Source organism: Methylophaga sp. SB9B (genome assembly GCF_004832235.1).
GTDB classification, from domain to species: domain Bacteria; phylum Pseudomonadota; class Gammaproteobacteria; order Nitrosococcales; family Methylophagaceae; genus Methylophaga; species Methylophaga muralis.
Genome location: NZ_SSXS01000005.1, coordinates 161,249 through 181,534, shown reverse-complemented (window position 1 = coordinate 181,534; position 20,286 = coordinate 161,249). Strand labels below are relative to the sequence as shown.

Annotated in this window: 17 protein-coding genes and 3 pseudogenes; 7 read left to right on the top strand and 13 right to left on the bottom strand. The window is 45.6% G+C overall.

Features of this window, described 5'->3' with window-relative positions; genetic code table 11:
- Positions 1–44: 44 nt before the first annotated feature.
- Positions 45–2,106, top strand: a pseudogene (locus E8Q33_RS07425) (BCCT family transporter).
- 41 nt (positions 2,107–2,147) lie between these two features.
- Here E8Q33_RS07425 and E8Q33_RS07420 read toward each other — a convergent pair.
- Positions 2,148–3,194, bottom strand: coding sequence for a porin (locus tag E8Q33_RS07420; RefSeq protein WP_136553891.1), 1,047 nt, complete (start codon positions 3,192–3,194; stop codon positions 2,148–2,150).
- A 366-nt stretch (positions 3,195–3,560) separates the two neighbouring features.
- Here E8Q33_RS07420 and E8Q33_RS07415 point away from each other — a divergent pair, with 366 nt between their 5' ends.
- Both E8Q33_RS07415 and E8Q33_RS07410 read left to right on the top strand, forming a co-directional pair.
- Positions 3,561–4,478 (top strand): LysR family transcriptional regulator, encoded by a 918-nt coding sequence (locus E8Q33_RS07415; RefSeq protein ID WP_211116121.1) that lies wholly within the window; start codon positions 3,561–3,563, stop codon positions 4,476–4,478.
- A gap of 85 nt (positions 4,479–4,563) precedes the next feature.
- The gene (locus E8Q33_RS07410) at positions 4,564–5,898 is read left to right on the top strand and encodes a diguanylate cyclase domain-containing protein (RefSeq protein ID WP_247869968.1); all 1,335 of its coding nucleotides are present in this window, start codon (positions 4,564–4,566) and stop codon (positions 5,896–5,898) included.
- A gap of 27 nt (positions 5,899–5,925) precedes the next feature.
- Here E8Q33_RS07410 and gloA read toward each other — a convergent pair whose 3' ends face one another.
- From gloA to rpmH, 8 genes and pseudogenes are all read right to left on the bottom strand, one after another.
- Positions 5,926–6,480, bottom strand: a complete 555-nt coding sequence (gene gloA / locus E8Q33_RS07405) for a lactoylglutathione lyase (protein WP_069294768.1) — start codon at positions 6,478–6,480, stop codon at positions 5,926–5,928.
- Between the two features lie 22 nt (positions 6,481–6,502).
- Positions 6,503–7,456: a magnesium/cobalt transporter CorA gene (corA, locus tag E8Q33_RS07400; protein ID WP_136553889.1), complete on the bottom strand. Its 954-nt coding sequence runs from the start codon at positions 7,454–7,456 to the stop codon at positions 6,503–6,505.
- Positions 7,457–7,574: 118 nt separating this feature from the next.
- On the bottom strand, positions 7,575–8,204 hold the full coding sequence (locus E8Q33_RS07395) for a methyltransferase (RefSeq protein ID WP_136553887.1): 630 nt from the start codon (positions 8,202–8,204) through the stop codon (positions 7,575–7,577).
- A 9-nt stretch (positions 8,205–8,213) separates the two neighbouring features.
- A pseudogene (gene mnmE / locus E8Q33_RS07390) lies at positions 8,214–9,571 on the bottom strand (tRNA uridine-5-carboxymethylaminomethyl(34) synthesis GTPase MnmE).
- Positions 9,572–9,605: 34 nt separating this feature from the next.
- Complete coding sequence (gene yidC, locus E8Q33_RS07385; protein WP_136553885.1) at positions 9,606–11,249, bottom strand: membrane protein insertase YidC; 1,644 nt, start codon at positions 11,247–11,249, stop codon at positions 9,606–9,608.
- Positions 11,242–11,478 (bottom strand): membrane protein insertion efficiency factor YidD, encoded by a 237-nt coding sequence (yidD, locus tag E8Q33_RS07380; RefSeq protein WP_069294772.1) that lies wholly within the window; start codon positions 11,476–11,478, stop codon positions 11,242–11,244. The genes yidC and yidD overlap by 8 nt, the downstream gene beginning before the upstream one ends.
- Entirely contained in the window at positions 11,463–11,795 is a 333-nt protein-coding gene (rnpA, locus tag E8Q33_RS07375; protein WP_069294773.1) for a ribonuclease P protein component, read from the bottom strand. Before rnpA ends, yidD begins: the two co-directional genes overlap by 16 nt.
- 49 nt (positions 11,796–11,844) lie before the next feature.
- The gene (gene rpmH / locus E8Q33_RS07370; protein WP_036311011.1) at positions 11,845–11,979 is read right to left on the bottom strand and encodes a 50S ribosomal protein L34; all 135 of its coding nucleotides are present in this window, start codon (positions 11,977–11,979) and stop codon (positions 11,845–11,847) included.
- A 268-nt stretch (positions 11,980–12,247) separates the two neighbouring features.
- Here rpmH and E8Q33_RS16710 point away from each other — a divergent pair.
- From E8Q33_RS16710 to dnaN, 3 genes and pseudogenes are all read left to right on the top strand, one after another.
- A pseudogene (locus E8Q33_RS16710) lies at positions 12,248–13,125 on the top strand (DnaA ATPase domain-containing protein).
- The gene (locus E8Q33_RS16705; protein ID WP_371413275.1) at positions 13,122–13,610 is read left to right on the top strand and encodes a helix-turn-helix domain-containing protein; all 489 of its coding nucleotides are present in this window, start codon (positions 13,122–13,124) and stop codon (positions 13,608–13,610) included. The pseudogene E8Q33_RS16710 and the gene E8Q33_RS16705 overlap by 4 nt, the downstream one beginning before the upstream one ends.
- A gap of 14 nt (positions 13,611–13,624) precedes the next feature.
- Positions 13,625–14,707, top strand: a complete 1,083-nt coding sequence (gene dnaN, locus E8Q33_RS07360) for a DNA polymerase III subunit beta (RefSeq protein ID WP_247869966.1) — start codon at positions 13,625–13,627, stop codon at positions 14,705–14,707.
- 83 nt (positions 14,708–14,790) lie between these two features.
- On the opposite strand, the gene E8Q33_RS07355 is transcribed toward dnaN, so the two are convergent.
- From E8Q33_RS07355 to hemC, 4 genes are read right to left on the bottom strand one after another with little or no spacing between them, the layout of a single operon-like run.
- On the bottom strand, positions 14,791–15,993 hold the full coding sequence (locus E8Q33_RS07355) for a heme biosynthesis HemY N-terminal domain-containing protein (protein ID WP_136553883.1): 1,203 nt from the start codon (positions 15,991–15,993) through the stop codon (positions 14,791–14,793).
- A complete protein-coding gene (locus tag E8Q33_RS07350) occupies positions 15,990–17,024 on the bottom strand; it encodes a uroporphyrinogen-III C-methyltransferase (RefSeq protein WP_136553881.1) in 1,035 nt (344 codons plus the stop codon). The genes E8Q33_RS07355 and E8Q33_RS07350 overlap by 4 nt, the downstream gene beginning before the upstream one ends.
- Positions 17,014–17,781, bottom strand: a complete 768-nt coding sequence (locus E8Q33_RS07345; protein ID WP_069294778.1) for a uroporphyrinogen-III synthase — start codon at positions 17,779–17,781, stop codon at positions 17,014–17,016. Before E8Q33_RS07345 ends, E8Q33_RS07350 begins: the two co-directional genes overlap by 11 nt.
- Positions 17,768–18,700 carry a hydroxymethylbilane synthase gene (gene hemC, locus E8Q33_RS07340; protein WP_136553879.1) on the bottom strand — a complete coding sequence of 311 codons (933 nt, stop codon included), beginning with the start codon at positions 18,698–18,700 and terminating at the stop codon, positions 17,768–17,770. The genes E8Q33_RS07345 and hemC overlap by 14 nt, the downstream gene beginning before the upstream one ends.
- Positions 18,701–18,818: 118 nt before the next feature.
- Between hemC and argH the strand changes: the two genes are divergently transcribed.
- Positions 18,819–20,201 carry an argininosuccinate lyase gene (argH, locus tag E8Q33_RS07335; RefSeq protein WP_136553877.1) on the top strand — a complete coding sequence of 461 codons (1,383 nt, stop codon included), beginning with the start codon at positions 18,819–18,821 and terminating at the stop codon, positions 20,199–20,201.
- Positions 20,202–20,286: the final 85 nt, after the last annotated feature.

Below are 20,286 nucleotides of genomic sequence, written 5' to 3'. Positions count from 1 at the left end.
CATGACTCTTGCGATTCTTCAGAATCCATAAAGGGAGTTTGACCATGCAAACCAAGTCATCGAAAATTCCATCCACAATCTTAGTACCTGTTTTTGTTCCCGCCGTTGTCATTACCTTGTTGTTGGTGATCGGCACTATTAGTAATCCCGAATTGGCTGGTGAAGCCTTTGCTGCCACGCTGAGTTACATGACCAAAACCTTTGGCTGGTTTTACATGTTGGCTGTTGCTTTCTTTCTGGTTTTTATTGTGACCGTCGCAATATCCAGCTGGGGAAAAACCAAATTAGGCCCCGATCATGCTGAGCCGCAATATAGCTTTCCTGCCTGGTTTGCCATGTTATTTTCTGCAGGTTATGGCATAGCCTTATTATTTTTTGGTGTGGCTGAGCCGTTTTGTCACTATGCTCTCCCCCACAGGGCGCTCCAGAAACCATCGATGCCGCCAAGCAAGCAATGCAAATTGCCTTTTTTCACTGGGGTTTCCATATCTGGGCGATTTATGGATTAACCGGTTTGGTTCTGGCTTATTTTGCCTTTCGACATGGTTTGCCGTTATCAATGCGTTCAGCTCTTTATCCGTTGATCGGCGAGCGAATTTATGGACCGATTGGCCATACCGTTGATGTCATCGCTATTCTCGGTACCTTATTTGGTATTGCCACCACGCTTGGGCTCTCGGTAGCTCAAATTAATGCCGGGATGAATTATTTATGGCCAAGCATTCCGGTCAGCATTTTTGTGCAAGTGGTGACCATTGCCGGCATTACCTTACTGGCGATTTTGTCGGTGGTGGCAGGCCTTGATAAAGGCGTCAAACGCTTGTCTATCCTCAATATGGTGCTGGCGGTATCGTTAATGCTGTTTGTGTTTATTGCCGGGCCAAGCATTATTATTCTTGAAACCTTTTTACAAAACACCGGCAGTTATCTCAACAATATTGTTGAACGAACCTTTAACTTGCAGGCCTATACCCGCAGTGACTGGATCGGTAACTGGACCTTATTTATCTTTGGCTGGACTATTGCGTGGGCACCTTTTGTCGGGCTGTTTATTGCCAAAATCAGTCGTGGTCGGACCATTCGTCAGTTTGTGTTTGGGGTGTTGCTGGTTCCAACGATTTTCACCTTTATCTGGTTTTCCATTTTTGGTGATACTGCACTCAATATGATCATGCATCAGGGTTACACCGCGTTGATTACCGAGGTACAGAATGACACTGCCATTGCGTTATTTAAGCTTTATGAGCGGTTGCCTCTGACCTCGATTGTGTCGTTTATCACTGTAATTTTAATCATGACGTTCTTTGTCACATCTTCTGACTCGGGGTCATTGGTGATTGATTCATTAGCTTCTGGCGGTGCCAGCGTCACGCCAGTATGGCAACGGTTTTCTGGGCAACTATGGAAGGATTGGTAGCAGCGGCATTATTAATTGCCGGTGGCTTGAGTGCCCTGCAAACCATGAGTATTACCAGTGCATTGCCATTTGCCATCATTATGGTACTTGCAGCCATCGGTATGTGGCGGGCTTTGGCAATTGAAGGTCATCGTGAGGCGAGTCTGTCAGCCTATATGCATAGCTCACAACATAGCCCTGGTAGCTGGAAAAAACGCTTGGCCGGATTGATTCATTATCCGGATTATCAGCAGGTAGCTGATTTTATTAAAAACACTGCTCATCCGGCTATGCAGAATGTTGAAGCGGTATTGAATGAAAAAGGCTGGCCAGTAAATGTATTTTTTGATGATACCCAGCATCGGGCCTATATCGAGGTGGTACGAGCGGAAGAGCTCGACTTTATTTATGAGATCCGCATGCGTGGCTATGCCATGCCGACCTTTGCCTACCCGCAGATGGCAAGTGATGAAGATGGTGACAAACGTTATTACCGTGCTGAAGTCTTTATGCGCAGAGGTGGTGCAGCTTATGATGTGTTTAACTGTGATCAGCAGGAAGTAATTGATGACATTCTGAATCAGTTTGAAAAATATCTGCATTTCATTCATATCTCACCCGGCATCTTGCCCTGGAAAATGCAGGAGCATGATGAAATGCTGAATGCAAAAGGCGAGTTGAATGATGAAAGGTTAAAACCCTCTGAATAAACCAATGTTACTCACTCCAGCATGATCAGCTGGAGTGAGTTTTACATGTTCAGATCATAACGAAACCCTACTAAAAATAGTTTTCCGCCCCTGATATTGGCATCAAAACCATCAAGCCCAGCTTGTTTGGCCGTCATCGCGGCAGTTTCCTGCTCTTGGTAAAACTCTGCAAACAGTCTTAAATCCTGATTGATTCGGTGATCGATTCCCAAATGAATGACCGCTTCACCATATGCTTCAACATTGGCCAGCATGATTTTGTAAGTATTTTTCCCTTGATAATAAGCACTGTATAAATTAAAGGCTTGTGCTCTATCACCATAAAAACTGTTGGGATTATCGGTATCGGTTATTTCGTATTTAGCAGCCCAAGACCATGAGCCTTTCGCATGGGACAACGTTAAGCCATACAACCGGTCTTTGTAACCACTGCCATTTCCACGATCGTCCATTCCAATTGCTAGACGTGTCTTATCAGCAAACTGATAACTGGCAACCGCTTGAATACGACGGTCATCAATCCTGGACGGTGAACGGTTATTTCCATGACGCGTGGAATAAGAACCGCCCAAACTGAAGCCATTCCAGAATATTGGACTTTCATAAGCCAAAGTCTCTTTCACTCGAAAGGTCGTGTAGGTTGCAAAGCCACTGTAAAAGCTACTGAACTGATCTACTGGAAAGGTAATAGCGTTGTAATATGGCATCCACTGCTGCCCTGCCGTTATCCTGCCGGCTTGACTGGTCAGACCTATTAAACCGACGCGGATATTTTCTTTTTTATCACGTCCGGCTTCGCCCTGATCATATGAATCACGAAATCGAAAATTCGCACTATCAAATGGAAGTTCCAGCTGGGCGAATAACGAGGTGTTTTGTGAGAATTCATAAGCAGCATTGAAACCAACTCTGGAATAAGCATCACGCAAACCACGATAGCCAGACATGATTTGCTGATTATCCGGAACCACGGTTTCTGCCTGCATCCTAATCGAGCTATAAAAATTGTAGCTGAAGGCTGGTTCATCGGCTTGGACTGTCGAGGCAGAAGCCAAACTCAACCACAACATTGTTGTTGATAATCTCATCGCACACTCCTAATGTCTTTAGTGTGGCGATCAAAGCGTTATGTAGCAAATGAAAATGAGAAAACAGCTCTAAATTGCAGACAAAAAAAACCCGGCGTACTTACCAGTAACACCGGGAAAGGGCAAACAAACAATAAATTTCTCAGGGTTTAAACAGATTGTGTATTGATTAACGATGTTAATCCTTTCTTAACCGTAACTTGTTTAAGCTAAAGCAACTGAAATCAGACCATCATGGATGGCTGGTAGAGATTCAATTTCTTCAATACAATGCACTACTCTTAATGCAGATGATATTGTTTATCATTTGTATTTAAAAGTAGCTAATCATCAACGTCAAGTTGCAAAAAACTGAACAGGATTATTATGAAAAAACGTGCAGTTTTGCCAGATATGAGAGCGGTAAGCGCCTTTATTGAAATTATTCGCAGTGGAAGTTTAACGTTTACCGCTGAACAACTCGATATTCCAAAATCAACTTTAAGCAGGCGAATAACCCAACTTGAAGAGCGAATAGGTCAAAAATTACTGCGACGAGAATCAAACCGACTTATTCCAACACAGGCAGGACAATTATTTGCAGATTATTGCCAGCAGTTTATTGAACTGGCTCAGCAGAGCCAGCTGGCATTGGATGCTCTGCAGATGGAAGTGAGTGGAGAACTCAACTTTACTTTCCACAATGCGTTTAGTTGCTGTTGGCTCAGCGATAAAGTGGAAACACTGATGGCTCAACATCCTAAATTACATCTTAAAATGCGGACTGGTTTTAGTTTGCCTCAGGCTGCTGAGGGAGAATCGGTCATCTTATGGTTAGGGAAAGTCTCTGATAACGGTTTACGCCATGAATGCCTTGGCCAGCTTACCCAAGGTATTTATGCCAGCCCACACTATTTGCAACAGGCGGCTGAAATCATCCATCCACGACAGCTAATCGAACATAAGTGGATTGATACCCTTGATCAAGCAACGCAAGAAGTACCTTTAACTCATCCAGATGAAAAACCATTTAAGTTGCCAGTAAGGCCATCCCGCATGTCAGCGGATCAGTTTATGATGCAGGCCGATGCCGTAGCCCGTGGTAGGGGTTTAGGGTTTTATCCGGACTGGTTGGCTGAGTTGAAATTAAATAACGAACCTCACACGCTACAAAGGTGTTTACCAGAATGGAATGGACCCAGCTTACCCATTTGGTTAATGTACCCCTATGGGCATTTATCACGTCGAACCAGGGTCTTTATTGATCATCTAAAAGCCGAACTTCCTGCGGCATGGAATAACTAAGAAAATGTTTTGAGTCATGTAAATGCTTGAAGCCGTCATAGCATCAGCCTATTATTGAGTGAAAATTAAGGGGTGATATTCAAGCATGATGCAACCACCATCAGAGGCCAAGCCGGAATCTACCAACCTGAATGGCAGCGAATTACTCAACCATTTACGTGCCGTTTCACCTTATCTGCCCGGATTTATCTATCAACTTTGTCTAACTCCTGAAGGTCGATTTTATTACAGCTATACCAGCCCCAGAGTCGAAAGTTTATTTGGTGTAACACAACAACAACTGGCTGAAGATGCCTCCTTGTTGTTGAAAATGATCCATCCCGATGACTACCAACGTGTGATCAACGAAAGTATCGAATCAGCAGAATCAGCCAGCGCCTGGCACAGTGAATTTCGAATGCTGCTTAAAAACGGTCGAATCATTTGGATTGAAGCCTACGACACGCCTATTCGCGAAGCTGATGGCACAATTGTCTGGACAGGCTATGGTAATGAGATCACTCAACGCAAGAATTATGAAACTGCGCTTAACGAAAGTGAGACAAAATTTAGAGCCTTTGTTGAAAATGCCAATGACATCATCTATTCGCTTTCATTAGACGGCACTCTGACCTATGCATCGCCTAACTGGAGCGAAATTCTGGGCCATCCGCTGACCGACGTTATCGGTAGAAATTTTGAGTATTTTATTCATCCAGATGATATTTCTGCCTGTCATAGTTTTTTGCAGCAAGTTCGTCATAGCAGGCAAAAACACAGTGGTATCGAATATCGAATACAACACTTTAATGGCCATTGGTGCTGGCATCGAAGTAATGTGGCACCGTTATTTGATAGAAACGGCGAGGTATATTCTTTTACCGGTATCGCGCGTGATATCACCGAACATAAATTGATGATGCAGCGCATGTCCTATATGGCGCATCACGATACGCTGACAGGGCTGCCTAACCGAGCCAGTTTTACTGAGCATTTGAATCAAGCCATCGTATTAAGCCAGCGAGAAGAGCAAGCCGTCGCCGTTTTATTTCTGGATTTGGATAATTTCAAGCCGATTAATGATCAGCATGGTCATGCTATCGGTGATTTACTCCTGAAACAGGTAGCCAACCGGATTCAGCAATGTCTGCGTGGAGTGGATGTAGTGGGGCGCATTGGCGGTGATGAATTTGTCGTGTTGTTACAGAATGTTCATCATGTAGCGAATGCCCAGAATACGGCCGAGAAAATCTGTGAATGTTTAAGCATTGCTTATGAAGTGGATGGCAAAATTCTGCATATAGGTGTCAGTATCGGCATCGCTTTATATCCATTGCATGGCGATAATGCCATGCAATTGGTTCGCTACGCTGACGAGGCAATGTACGAAGCTAAAAAATTGCTCCTGATCGGATACAGGTTTTTGCCAGCCCTCCATTAGGGGTAGGCTCAAATAAACACAAAGAAACTATGCCAGATGATCTTTCAGTAAAAACGGCTGACGATCAGCAGTGAAGATTTCAATCCAATAACCATCGGGATCCTGTATGAAAGCGATACCTTTCATCTTGCCGTCATTCGGGCGTTTGATAAACGGTACATCAAATTCTTCAAATCGCGCACATGCGGCATCAATATCCGGTACTGCAAAACCGATATGACCAAAACCACGTGGCTCACTATTGCCATTGTGGTAAACCACCTCATCTTTGTCTTCATCACCCCAGTTATGGGTTAATTCCAACATCGCCGGGCGAGCAAACGTCTGTTTGATACGCTCATCATTGTCATCAGACCAGTCCTGACGTTGTTCAGGAGAAACAGCCGCCATGAAATACAAGGTAAACTGCATTTCAGGGAAATCGAAGCGCTTGATCAGCGTCATGCCCATGACTTCAGAGTAAAACTTCAGGCTGCGTTTTGGATCTTTGATGCGAAACATCGTCTGATTGAACACATAGTTATGTGTTGCCGTATCATGCGTTTCGCTTAGCCCTTCAGCTTTATCAAAATGTCGACTCATCTGACTTACTCCTATAAAAATTTTACAACCAGCCTTTACGTTTGAAATAAAGGTAAGGTGCCATGCCTGCCGCCACCATCAAACCGATGGCAAATGGATAACCAAAGCTCCAATCTAGCTCTGGCATATACTTAAAGTTCATGCCGTAAATACTGGCAATCAACGTTGGTGGTAGGAACACCACAGCGGCAATCGAGAAGGTTTTAATGATCTGTGCCTGCTGAATATTGATAAAGCCCTGAGTGGAGTCCATCAAGAAATTTATCTTGTCGAACAGGAATGTCGTATGAGACATCAAAGTCTCTAAATCTCGTAATATCTCATACAAGGTTTCCCGAGAAGATCCGGGCTCACGTAAATGACGCAGCAAAAACGAAATATCCCGCTGGGTATCCATCAAACACAGGCGAATCTTTCCGTTACTATCTTCAAGCCGTGCTAGTTGACTGATGGCATCTTCCAGATCGGCACTTTCATCCTCCAACACCAGATGACTGACGCGCTCCAGCTGACGATGGATATCTTCAAGATTATCGGCGTGATTCTCGACTTTTTGTTCCAATAAAGTAATCAATAAATCGGTGGGTGTTTCACAACTGACTTGACCACGGCGGGCGCGCATCCTTAACAAACGAAAATCGCTTAATTCGCCATCACGGATGGCAATTAATCTATCTTGCTGCAGGATAAATGCTACCGATACCGTATGGTGCCGCCCTTCTGAATACCCCAAAAATAATGAATGCACATGCAGGCCGTCTTGATCGGTAAAACAGCGTGCCGATGCCTCAATTTCCTCGACATCATCAACATCGGGTACTTCATCACTGAATAAGGTGGCCAATAACGCTCGCTCATCATCATCGGGCTCTAACGCATCAATCCAGTCGGCTTCCTTCAAGTGATGCGCTAACTCCTCAGGTTCGACCTTGATCTCTTTAATTAAGCCATGAGCAATTTTGTATAGGCGTAGCATGCCGGCTCCTAATTTATTGGGTTTTGCATGAGGGATTTTTCAAAACATTGTAACGTAATGCCAGGTTCATACAGCAAAGGCTATGACATTTCAGTGGCAATTCAATGACAGAGTTATGTCAGACTCGATGAAATATTGCCATTTGAGTGGGCGAACCAAGTTGCAGATCAGCTTCACCGATTCCTGCAAAGCGCACAGCATAATCATGACGCGCGGCCACACCATTGGCCCATTGTTGGAATTTAGCCCTAGTCCATTCAAATTGATGATCGGGATCTCGAAATTCTCCCGGTAACAAGCCATATAAAGAATTGTATTCGCTGTTGGGGGTGGTGAGGATAATTTGCTTTGGCCGCATTCGCGCAAACACGTTTTGTTCAACCATAGACAAATGTTTAGGCTCGATATGCTCAATGGTTTCAATCATTACTGCCATCGGAAAGCTATGCAGTTCTGGATGAGGATCTGTGTAGGAGCCATTGATTAGTCTGAGTCGGCAAGGAGTAGCATCAAGATAAACTGCAAGTTTTTCACGGGCCTGTAGCAATGATATTCCGGATTGTTCAAGCCCTATGGCATTTTCGATTTGAGGCTCATTCAGTAGATGCCAGAGAAAAATGCCAGAACCACAACCTAAATCCAGCACCTGTCTGGCGCCACTTTGTCTGACTAACTCAAGGATCTGTTGATGACGAACCGCATGCAAGGCACTGATTTGAGTATCTTTTATGGGAAACTCTAAGCACATGAACAAACATCATTTGCCGATACAGAAACTGGAAAAAATCTTATCCAGTAAATCTTCTGTGGTGAAAGTACCGGTAATCTCTCCCAAAGCTAGTTGAGCAACCCGCAATTCTTCCGCCAGTAACTCGCCCGCTCCCATTCCAGTCAGGCAGTTATAACCCGCTTCTATAGCCTGCTGAGCCCGCTGTAAAGCGTCCAGATGACGCCGCCGTGCCATAAAGACACCTTCTTCTTCTGGATGAAACCCTACCACTTCACATAAATGTTTGGTCAACAGTTCCATGCCATCACCATTTTTGGCTGACAGATAAATGACCGGCAGATTGTTTTCCATGCTGATAGCTGGAGCATTGCCGCTTTGATCAATTTTATTGCGAATCAAGGTCAGCGATTTATCAGTTGGTAATGAAGCAAGAATTTTTTCATCCTGCTCGGTCATGCCCAACTTATCATTGATCAACAGCAGAATATGATCAGCCTGCGCCAATTCGTTGTTGGTGCGGCGAATGCCTTCCAGCTCAACAATGTCTTCGGTGGCATCATGCAAGCCAGCTGTATCTGAAATTCGTAAGGGCAAGCCACCCAAATGGATCTGCTCACGTAATACATCACGTGTAGTACCTGCAACTTCTGTGACAATCGCGGCATCATGCCCAGCGAGTCGATTATGCAAACTGGATTTACCGGCATTGGGTTGGCCGGCTAAAACCACACTGATGCCTTCGCGAAGTAATCGGCCTTGCCGAGCACTGCCTTGAATACCTGCCAATGTAACTAACAATTGTTGTAGCTGTTTATCAACCTGCGCTTCGCCAAGAAAATCAATTTCTTCGTCAGCAAAATCAATCGACGCTTCAACAAACATGCGTAAATGGGTCAGTTCCTGCAGGAAATCATTTACTTTCTTGGAAAATTCACCTGCAGGGAACGCATAGCACTGCGAGCAGCCTGATCAGTAGAGCTCTCAATTAAATCCGCGACGGCTTCCGCCTGAGCTAAATCCATTTTGCCATTAAGAAATGCACGTTCAGAAAACTCGCCGGGACGGGCCATGCGTGCACCGAGTTCAATCGCGCGCTGACACAATCTATCCATCACTAATGGACTGCCATGGCCTTGCAGCTCGATAACATCTTCACCAGTAAATGAAGCAGGTGCGGCAAAATAAAGCGCAATACCGCTGTCGATGATTTCTTTATCAGCTGCACGAAAGTGGCTGAATTTTGCCTGACGGGGTTGAGCCAGTTTGCCGCAGATTTGCTCAGCAATTTGAGCACTTTGTGGTCCCGATAAACGTACAACACCGACACCACCGCGTCCCGGCGCAGTGGCTACGGCAACGATGGTATCGGTGAACATTTCAGTCATAAGTAATGCTGTTTACTTATGTCCGGCAACGGCGCTACAACGCACCCATTTTACGAGTGATGTACCACTGCTGTGCGATTGAAAGAAGGTTGTTGACCAGCCAGTAAAGCACCAGACCCGATGGGAAGAATGCAAAGAACACAGTAAAGATGATCGGGAATACCTTCATCATCATCGCCTGCGCCGGATCCTGTGGCATTGGGTTGAGCTTTTGCTGGAACCACATAGTCAAGCCAAACAAAACCGGCAGCACAAAATAAGGATCAATCGCCGTCAAATCGTTCAGCCAGAAAATGAAGTCGGCCTGACGTAACTCAATACTTTCGACTAGCACCCAGTAGAAGGCTAAAAATACCGGCATCTGCACCAGGATTGGCAAACAACCACCCAGCGGATTGATTTTTTCAGTGCGATATAAATCCATCATTGCCTGATTGAATTTTTGCTTATCATCACCGTAACGTTCTTTCAGGCTGGCCAGTTTTGGTGTCAACTTACGCATGGAGGCCATCGAGCGATAACTGGCGGCAGATAATTTATAAAACGCCAGTTTGATCAAAATCGTCAGCAAGACAATTGACCAACCCCAGTTGCCCGTTAGTGAATGCAGCCAGTCCATCACGATAAATAACGGTTTGGAAATAATGGTCAAGATGCCGTAATCAACTGTCAGATCCAGATTCTCAGCAACCTGTTCCAATCGTTTATGTTCTTTCGGGCCAAGATAAACTTTGTAGGAGGTTTGCGCCTGCTGGCCGTCTTCGGCAATGATTACCGGAAAGCGAATTCCTGCAGTGAAATTGGTGTTGTTTATTGATTTGCCATACAGGCTGATTTCCAGTGGTTTACTTTCTGGAATAAAGGCTGCGACAAAATAGTGCTGGATCATCGCTGCCCAGCCACCGTTTACATCACGGCGGAAATCATTTTTATTCAAATCTTTGAAAGCGACTTTCTCATATTCATTGCCTTCACTGGAAAAGACCGCTCCGGTGTAGGTGTAGATAAGAAAACTGTCGTCTTGCGACTCGTTACGATTAAATTGAGCGTATGGATATGCCGCAAAACGCTCGCCAGACTGATTTTCAACCTGATAAACCACATTAACTAAATAGCTGTCACGAGTGAAAGTATAGGTTTTAATAACCGTCAGACCGTTATCAGACTCCCAACGAAATGGAATGCTAATACTGTCGGCGTTATCCTCTAAAGTGTATTCAGCTTGCTCTGCAGTATAAGTTTCATAATGAGTTGGGGCTGGACCTTCAGCTCTTAAACCGGATTGTGTGACAAAGAAATGATCTCGACCATCATTCAAAAACTGGACAGGTTGATCTGGTAAATTCACATCAACCGGGTATTTCAACAACGCCAATTTGCGAATATCGGCACCGCGTAAATCGATCATCGCATCAATTACATCAGTTTTGACTCGAACCTGACCGGTAGAACCTGAGGAAGCTTGGTCACTTTCAGGTAAAGCAGGAAGGCCATCTGCAGAAACGGCAGCAGGTAAATCAGGTAAGTCATCTTGACGGTCAGCTGCAGCGGATGGGCTGGTTGTATCGGCTTGGGTGGCGACTTGCTGAGGACGTACATAGTCATTTTGCCAGGCTTCCCATAACAACAGAGAAACAATTAACAGGCCAAAAATAAACAGAGTTCTGAGATTATCCATTGTGTTTTTTTGTCTTTAGTTCAGGAACAGGATCCACGCCGCCGGCGTGCCAGGGATGACAGCGTGATAGTCGGCGTAAACCGAGCCACACACCACGCAGTGAGCCATGTGTTTGAATGGCTTCAATCATGTATTGAGAGCAAGAAGGTTGGAAACGACAGTGCATGCCCATGAACGGGCTTAATAAAAAGCGATATGCGCGAACAAAAGCGATTAGGATGTTTGCCATTGTGCCACCACGGTTAACCAATGTCGCTCCAATGCTGCCCACAATTGCGATGAATCCCGCTGACTGATATCAGGACGTGATAACACCACAATGTCGATATTGGATAAAGCTGATTGATGCTGCCGGAAAGACTCCCGGATGATCCGCTTTACCCGGTTACGTTGGCTGGCCAGCTTGAGATGCTTCTTTGCGATTGCCAGTCCCAGTCGAGGATGTCCGACCGAGTTTTCAACGCTCAAGATCGTCAGGCCACCGCCACCAGTGCGCTTTCCCTGACGAAAAACCCGGGTAAAATCTCCCGGGCTATTCATTTTCATGGCTCGGCTAAAAGTGGCCAAGTCATGCACCCTCTGCGAACAGAGAGAATTAAACAGAAAGTTTTGCGCGGCCTTTGGCTCTACGGGCGTTAATAACACGACGGCCACCGACAGTTTTCATGCGTGCGCGGAAACCATGAGTACGCTTGCGCTTCAGATTACTAGGCTGAAAAGTTCTTTTCATTTCACCAACTCCAGGAATAACAATAGTTTTGCAGCCGGTAAGCGTCTCTCGAACGGAAACAGCCGGGGCAAAAGACATGGGATTATAGAGTTTGCAGGCATAACAAGTCAAACCGCATTCAACATGTCTACTAACATTATTTTACTTGCCAAACGAACAGCATGCAGATAACTTTAGATGCCCTGTCTGTCGCGCTATACTATCACCTACAAAAGCCTGCAGTTGTCAGTCTGTTTCCTGTAAACCATATATTAGTCAAGGAGTTGCTGTGTCTTCACCCCTTTGGGAAAAATGTCTATCCCATCTTGAAGGTGATCTTTCGGCACAACAGCTGAACACGTGGTTACGCCCCCTTCAAGCCATTGAAACCGAAGACAGTCTGCGCCTGCTGGCACCAAATCCTTATGTCAAAGCCTGGGTACATGAGCAGCTGGAACAGCAGATAAATGCGCTGATCAAGGGTTTGAGCAACGGCAATATCAGCAAATTTGAAATTGAAGTGGGAACTAAAGATTCTATTTCTGCGGAAAAAACCAAACGCCGCGTCAAAACTACTGATAAAGCTCCTGCATCAATCTCACTCTCTGAAGCAGAACCAACACCGGCCATCGGCAGCCCAATGAATCCGCTGTTTACCTTTGATAACTATGTTGAAGGTAAATCTAATCAGATTGCTCGTGCAGCATCATTACATGTCGCCGAAGCCCCTGGCACCTCCGGATACAATCCGTTGTTTCTATATGGTGGAACCGGGCTTGGCAAAACCCATTTAATGCTTGCTGTTGGCAATAAGATCCGGCAGAACAATCCTAAGGCGCGGGTAATTTACCTGTCTTCGGAACGCTTTGTTCAGGATATGATTACCGCACTACGCAATAACGCCATCGATCAATTCAAAGCGCATTACCGCAGTGCCGATGCGTTATTGATTGATGACATTCAGTTTTTGCCAAAAAAGAACGTTCTCAGGAAGAATTCTTTTATACCTTTAATAGTTTGCTGGAAGGCCAACGGCAAATCATTCTGACCTGTGACCGTTTTCCTAAAGAAGTGGAAAATCTGGATGAACGCTTGCAATCGCGATTAGGCTGGGGCCTGACCATTGCCATTGAACCGCCAGAGCTGGAAACCCGCGTTGCGATTTGATCAAAAAAGCGCAACAAAACTTGATTACCCTACCGGACGATGTGGCCTTTTTTATTGCCAAACGTATCAAATCAAACGTCCGTGATTTGGAAGGTGCTTTACAACGAGTCATGGCATTCTCACGGTTTACCAACCAGCCGCTGTCAATTGATATGGCGCAGGATGCATTAAAAGATCTGCTGGCTTTGCATCAAAAATTGGTGACACTGGAAAGTATCCAGAAAACTGTTGCAGAATATTTCAAAATACGGGTATCGGACTTGCTGGCTAAAAAACGCACGCGTTCGGTTGCCCGTCCGAGACAAATAGCAATGGCGCTGGCAAAAGAACTCACCAGTCATAGCTTGCCAGAAATCGGTGAAGCTTTTGGTGGACGCGATCACACCACTGTTCTGCATGCTTGTCGTAAAGTAGTGGAACTGAAAGAAACTGATAGCCGCATCGCGGAAGATTACCGAAATTTACTTCGTACTTTGTCGAGTTAGCTGAGAGAGACATCATGCAATTTACAGTAAGCCAAGACATTATTGCCCGTCCCTTACAACTGGTGTGCAGCATCGTAGAACGGCGCTCTACACTGCCTATTTTGTCCAACATCCTATTACGTTGTCACGGCCAGCAACTGACCATGACCAGTACTGATATGGAACTGGAAATGATTGCGACTTTACCGGTTGCGGTCGAACAAGAAGGTGAAACCACTGTCTCTGCTCGCAAACTGTTGGATATCGTGCGCGCCTTACCAGCTAATGCCACCATCAGCTTTCAGGCTGAAGACAATAAATCTTTGGTTCGTGCTGGTAAAAGTCGCTTCTCACTGGCTACCCTACCGGCTGCAGATTTTCCGGATAGTGAAGGCGCAAATTATCTGGATCAATTAACGGTGCCCCAAGCGGCATTAAAAGATTTACTCGATGAAACCAGCTTTGCCATGGCCAGTCAGGATGTACGCTATTACCTGAATGGTCTGTTGCTTGAGCGCGAAGGCAATACATTACGTGCCGTGGCAACAGATGGTCATCGACTGGCATTGGGCAGCATCGAAACTGCTGAAAAAACCAATGAAAAACACAGTGTTATTGTGCCACGTAAAGCGATTCTGGAGCTGGGGCGTTTGTTGGGTGATGTCGCTGATGAAGTGACCTTGGCGATTAGTCCACAACAGTTGAAAGTCGAACTGCCGGATATGCATTTCACTTCAAAACTGATCGATGGCCAATTCCCAAATTACGAACGGGTATTGCCGGTTGGTGGTGACAAAGAAGTAATTGCTGAGCGTGATGAGCTTAAACAAGCCTTATCCCGTGCCTCTATCCTGGCTAATGACAAACATCGCAGCGTCAAACTGAACCTGAGCAGCAATTTGCTCAAAGCTACTGTAACCAATCAGGAACAGGAATCTGCTGAGGAAGAACTGGCAGTGGAATATAGTGGACCGGATCTGGAAATTGCCTTTAATAACGCTTATCTGCTGGACTTGCTTAATGCGATTCCGGATAACAAAGTAAAACTACTGTTTACCGATGAAAATAGTAGCGCGCTGATTACGCCAAATGACCCAAGTTCACTCGGCAGTATGTAGTTATGCCGATGCGGCTGTAATGATTTAATTTCATACTCACAAAAACGCGCTTAAAGCGCCGTTTTTTTTATTGCAGGTAATATTTAAATCACTTTATTCGGATTGTTCTGCAACATCACATCCAGGCCTTGTTTATAAGTATTTGCAGCCGCATCACGTTTGTCCTGTGCCATTAATACTTCGGCAAGCGCCTGATAGGTTTCACCTCGCGGCCCGTGTTCAATACTGGCACGCAAATAGGCTTCCGCTTTAGCCCACAACTTATTCGCCTGAGCGAGTCTTCCCAAGGTCAACAATAACCATGGGTTTTCTTCACGTTGTTTGAACCATTTTTCCGCCGTCGCCAGACGTTTTAGCAAATCACCTTGAAGGATTTTGCCATACTGATAAATCAGCGCATCACTCCAGTTTTTACGTAAATACTCTTCAATCATTTCCATCGCCTGTTGCTGTTCACCTTGTAACAACAAGCCATTTATATACGTTTTAAGCACCTGTTCGGATTGTCTGCTTTTCGCCGGAGATTGCAACCATATCTGCTCCATTCGCTGCCATTCTTGCCTAATTAACGCATTTTGTAGCTGTCCCACCGTCGCTTCTGCCGATAACGCATTGGCGGAACTGGTATCCAAAACATGACGTTTACGTAAATCCGGTAACACTGACTGCACTTCCTGCCATTGATCAGTGTCCTGATACAGTTGTTGCAACAGTTGTAAAACATACGGATGTTTGGGAGCGACTTCGCGTAAATGCTGCAACGTTGCTAATGCCTGCTCTTTCTGCCCCGCCGAGAGCTGTAATTCCGCCTGGACTACACCCACTGCAATATCTGCACTGGGAGTCGTTTCATGCGCCAGTTTCAAATAGGAATCGCGACGCTCTGGTGCCTGCTGTTTTTGTGCCGCACGGGCCGCAGCCAGATAATGCAGTAACGGTGTTTCACTGTTACCGGCATGACGAACCAAAAGTCGTTCAGCTTCCGCCCATCGCCCTTCTTCAAGGGTAATCAAACCTTTGGTTAAGGCTTTGGTCGCACGTTTATGGCGTTGATTCTCCTGCCAATGCGATATACGGTTCGGGGTATTTTTTAACACGGCAAAGCTGCGTAAAGTGAAATACATCAACGCTAATAACAACAGCATAGCAACGACAAACACGATCAATGACGTTTCTAATGTCCATTGAGCATACTGAACCAACACAAAGCCCGGCTCAAAATCAGCCAACCAGACAAAAATGCCACCTAAGGCCAGAGCCAGCCCAATGATGATCAACCATCTCATGGTTCAAATCCTTTCAACCAGCGCAGTGAACCGGAAATATCCGGCGTCTCGATGCTGATGGCCTGACTTTGCATATTTTGCAAACTCTCCAGCATGGCATCACGATGATCACCGACAAAATATTGTTCCAGCCAGCTGATAGCAGATTGCAGACTTTGCTCAAACATTTTCTGGTTACCGGATAAAGCGGCAAACCGTGCAGTTTCCATTTGCAGGCGTAGATTTTGATAGAGGAAGTATCGCTGTTCAGGCATTAATACCGCAGCCGGTGCATCTTGCTGCTGACGAATTACTACTAAAGAACGCAATTGTGTCCAAATTTCGGAAACGGCTTCACGCCAGGCTGACTGATCCATTTCCTGGGCATCAGTTTGACTGTTAAATGTCTGTTTCGGTCCGCTGACCACTCGCAGATTATCAATAGCTTTGATCAAGCCGAGCATATCCGCAGCAATACCAGCGACATCGGTATCTCCAGCAGCTTTTAGTGCTAATTCTTCTTCTGCAATTAATTCACGTAACGGCTGCATACGGTAATCACCAATTTCACGGATCTGTTGATCCGCTAGTGATAAAGCCAATTGCGCACCACTGACATCACTAGCCAATAAAGCACGTTGATTGGCAAGATTTAATAAATATTTGATTTCGGCTAAGGCCCATTCCAGTTCAATCTCATCACTGCTTAAGGGAGACTGATTTTGCAGTTTGGTCAGTACATCACCCTGTTCTAGCTGTGTTTGTTTAAAGGTCGACAATTGATCGTTAAGCTGGCGTTGTGCAGAGCTCAATTGGGAAATATCGTTTTTAAGATCAGCGATTTCATCCAGCCGACTTTCAACTTCCAGTAATTTCTCTTCCTGCTGCGATATAAGCCAGAGCGCACCTGCGCCGGGCAGAGTGATCAATATGGCAACGATCACCAGCAGCACTAATTTCACTGGAAAAGCTTTGTTTGTTTTTTCTGATTTATTTTGTTCAATCTTTGGGGCCGGTTTTTTTTCCGGTTGAGGTTTACTGCTAGGCTCCATGATCTGATCCCATTTCAATTAATCGTTGAATGATTGCCTCATCACTGGCATCGAGACTGACATATACCTGCTTGAACCCTTGTTCAACAGCAAAATCCCTGATTCGTTCACTGACAACACATAGCGGCTTTTGCAGTATTTGTGGGCATTCAGTCGATAATAAACGCAACAAGTTGTGAACACTACCAGCGCTGGTCGCTATTAATGAATCCGCTAAACAGGCCTGTTGTACAAGACTGACTGATACAGAAGGTAATTGTCGCCGATAAACTTCGAGATAACTAATACTAGCACCTCTGGCCCTTAAGGTATCCGCCATCAATTCTCGCCCGCCATCACCGCGAACAATTACGACATGCTGACCGTGCATTTGTTGCCATTGTGGTAATTGCAACAAACCTTCACTGCCATTGGATATTTCGGGTACCAGTTCGACTGCTAATCCCTGGTGGTTGAGTGCCTGAGCGGTTCCTTCGCCAGCGGCGACCAGCTTAATGTTATCCGGCAAATGGCCTTGAAATCCCGCCATAAAACAGTCAACCGCATTACGGCTGACAAATACCAGCCAATCAGTTTGTTCCGGATGCCAAACCTGCCAGTCAATCACATCAATAGCAACAATCTCAATGACCGGAAACAATATCGCTTCTCCGCCCTGCTGTTCAATCAAAGTTGCCATGCCATCCGCTTGTGCGGCAGGCCGAGTCACGAGAATTTTTTGTCCGGTTAGCTTTTGTTGTGGGTCATGAGCCACCATAAACCTCCTCGAGAATTTTATCAGCGCCCTGTTTTAACAACATATCTCCGAGCATTAAACCAAGTTGCTCGGCTTCACTGGCCTTACCGCGAATTTCCTGGTGCAACATTTCACTGCCATCTGGACGACCAACCAATCCTCTCAGCCAGATATCATCACCAGTTAACATGGCGTAGCCACCGATAGGCACCTGACAGCCGCCTTTTAAACGACGATTTAATGCACGTTCTGCTTTTACTGTAATAGATGTCAACTCGCAATTTAGCGGGGCAATTAATGCATTCATTGCATCATCATTAATACGTGTTTCAATGCCCAATGCACCCTGCCCAATAGCTGGCAGGCTTTGCTCCGGGGTTAAGGCACTGCGAATACGTTCATCAAAACCCAGCCTTTCCAAACCGGCTTTGGCCAGAATAATTGCATCAAAATTGCCAGCATCCAGTTTGGCCAGCCGGGTATTCACATTACCGCGTAACGGCACGATTTTCAGATCTGGACGATAGTGGCGCAGCTGACATTCCCGGCGCAGACTGGAAGTACCAACAGTGGCACCCAGTGGTAAATCATCAACATTTTCAAAAAGATTGGATACAAACGCATCATGTGGATCGTGACGTTCACAAATGACTGGTAAATGCAGACCTTCCGGAAACTCCACTGGCACATCTTTCATCGAATGCACCGCAATATCGGCTTCCCCTGCCAGCATGCTCTGTTCCAGTTCTTTAACAAACAGGCCTTTACCACCCACTTTGGCCAGCGGGGTATCGAGAATAATATCGCCCTGCGTTTTAATACGGACCAGTTCAATATTTAAATGAGGATCAAGCGCCAACAGACTGTCACGAACAAATTCGGCCTGCCAGATGGCAAGCGGGCTGCGACGGGTGGCAATACGAACGGTACGTTGACTCATGAAACAAACACCAGTTAATAATTGATAGTGTGTTCGATTCTAACATTTTCCCCTGCGGATCCACGAACAGCCGCGTTATAATGCCGTCTTTTTCTGCCAGCAATCACAGGCCCGTGCCATGACCGCATCCGATAAAAAGCTTTCTTCCGCTCGCCTCACGCAACCCACCAATAAGTTTGTTGAGGAATTCACTGCCTCAGTTACTTTTGATAAACGCATGTATCGGCAGGATATTCAGGGTTCCATCGCTCATGCCACCATGCTGTGCAAAGTAGATGTGCTAACGGCAAGCGAACGTGATCAAATCATCACCGGCTTACAACAGATAGAAAATGAAATCGATAACGATCAGTTTGAATGGTCGATTGCACAGGAAGATGTGCATATGAATATCGAATCCAGACTGATCAAACTGATTGGCGAAGTCGGCAAAAAACTGCATACCGGCCGTTCACGAAATGATCAGGTGGCAACCGATGTGCGTTTATATCTGCGTGACATGATTGTGCCTATTCGCAGTGAATTACAGCGGCTACGTTCTACTTTGCTGGATGTGGCCGAACGTGAATTCGCTACTATCATGCCTGGTTTTACCCATCTGCAAACTGCACAGCCTGTCACCTTTGGTCATCATATGCTGGCCTGGTTTGAGATGCTCAGCCGTGATCTGGAACGTTTGGATGACTGCACTAAACGGGTCAACAGTTTGCCATTAGGTGCGGCAGCACTGGCTGGCACAACCTTTCCGATTGATCGTGAATACACGGCTGAATTGCTGGGTTTTGAACGTATCTGTCGCAACTCGCTGGATGCGGTCAGTGATCGTGATTTTGCCATTGAATTTAACAGTTTCGCCTCATTACTGATGATGCACTTATCTCGGTTCTCAGAAGAACTGATCATCTGGTCCTCGGCCCAGTTTGATTTTGTCGATCTGGGTGATGCATTCTGTACTGGCTCTTCAATCATGCCGCAAAAGAAAAATCCGGATGTTCCTGAATTGGTTCGCGGCAAGACCAGCCGGGTTTACGGCAATCTGTTTAACTTGCTGACTTTGATGAAAAATCAGCCCTTGGCGTACAACAAAGATAACCAGGAAGACAAAGAACCCTTGTTTGACACCATTGATACCTTGCTCGGCTCGTTACGTGTCTACGCCGATATGCTGTCGGTGATTACCGTCAAAAAAGACAATATGCGCTTGGCGGCTCTGAAAGGTTATGCAACTGCTACCGATCTGGCTGATTATCTGGTGCGGAAAGGCGTTGCGTTCCGTGATGCACATGAAGTGGTTGGCTTGTCAGTAGCCTTTGCCATCAAACAGCAAAAAGATCTGTCGGCGTTAACACTGCAGGAACTGCAGCAATTCAGCGATCAGATCGGCGACGATGTATTTTCTGTTTTAACCCTGGAAGGCTCAGTAGCAGCTCGTAACCATCTGGGTGGAACAGCACCAGAACAGGTTAAAAAAGCTATTCAAATCGCCCGAAGCGAACTTTAAATCCACTGCCTGAACAGATGGACTGGTTCAGTATTCGCCTTTCAGTCAGATGACCATTGATAAGAATCAGACTGAAAGCGATATA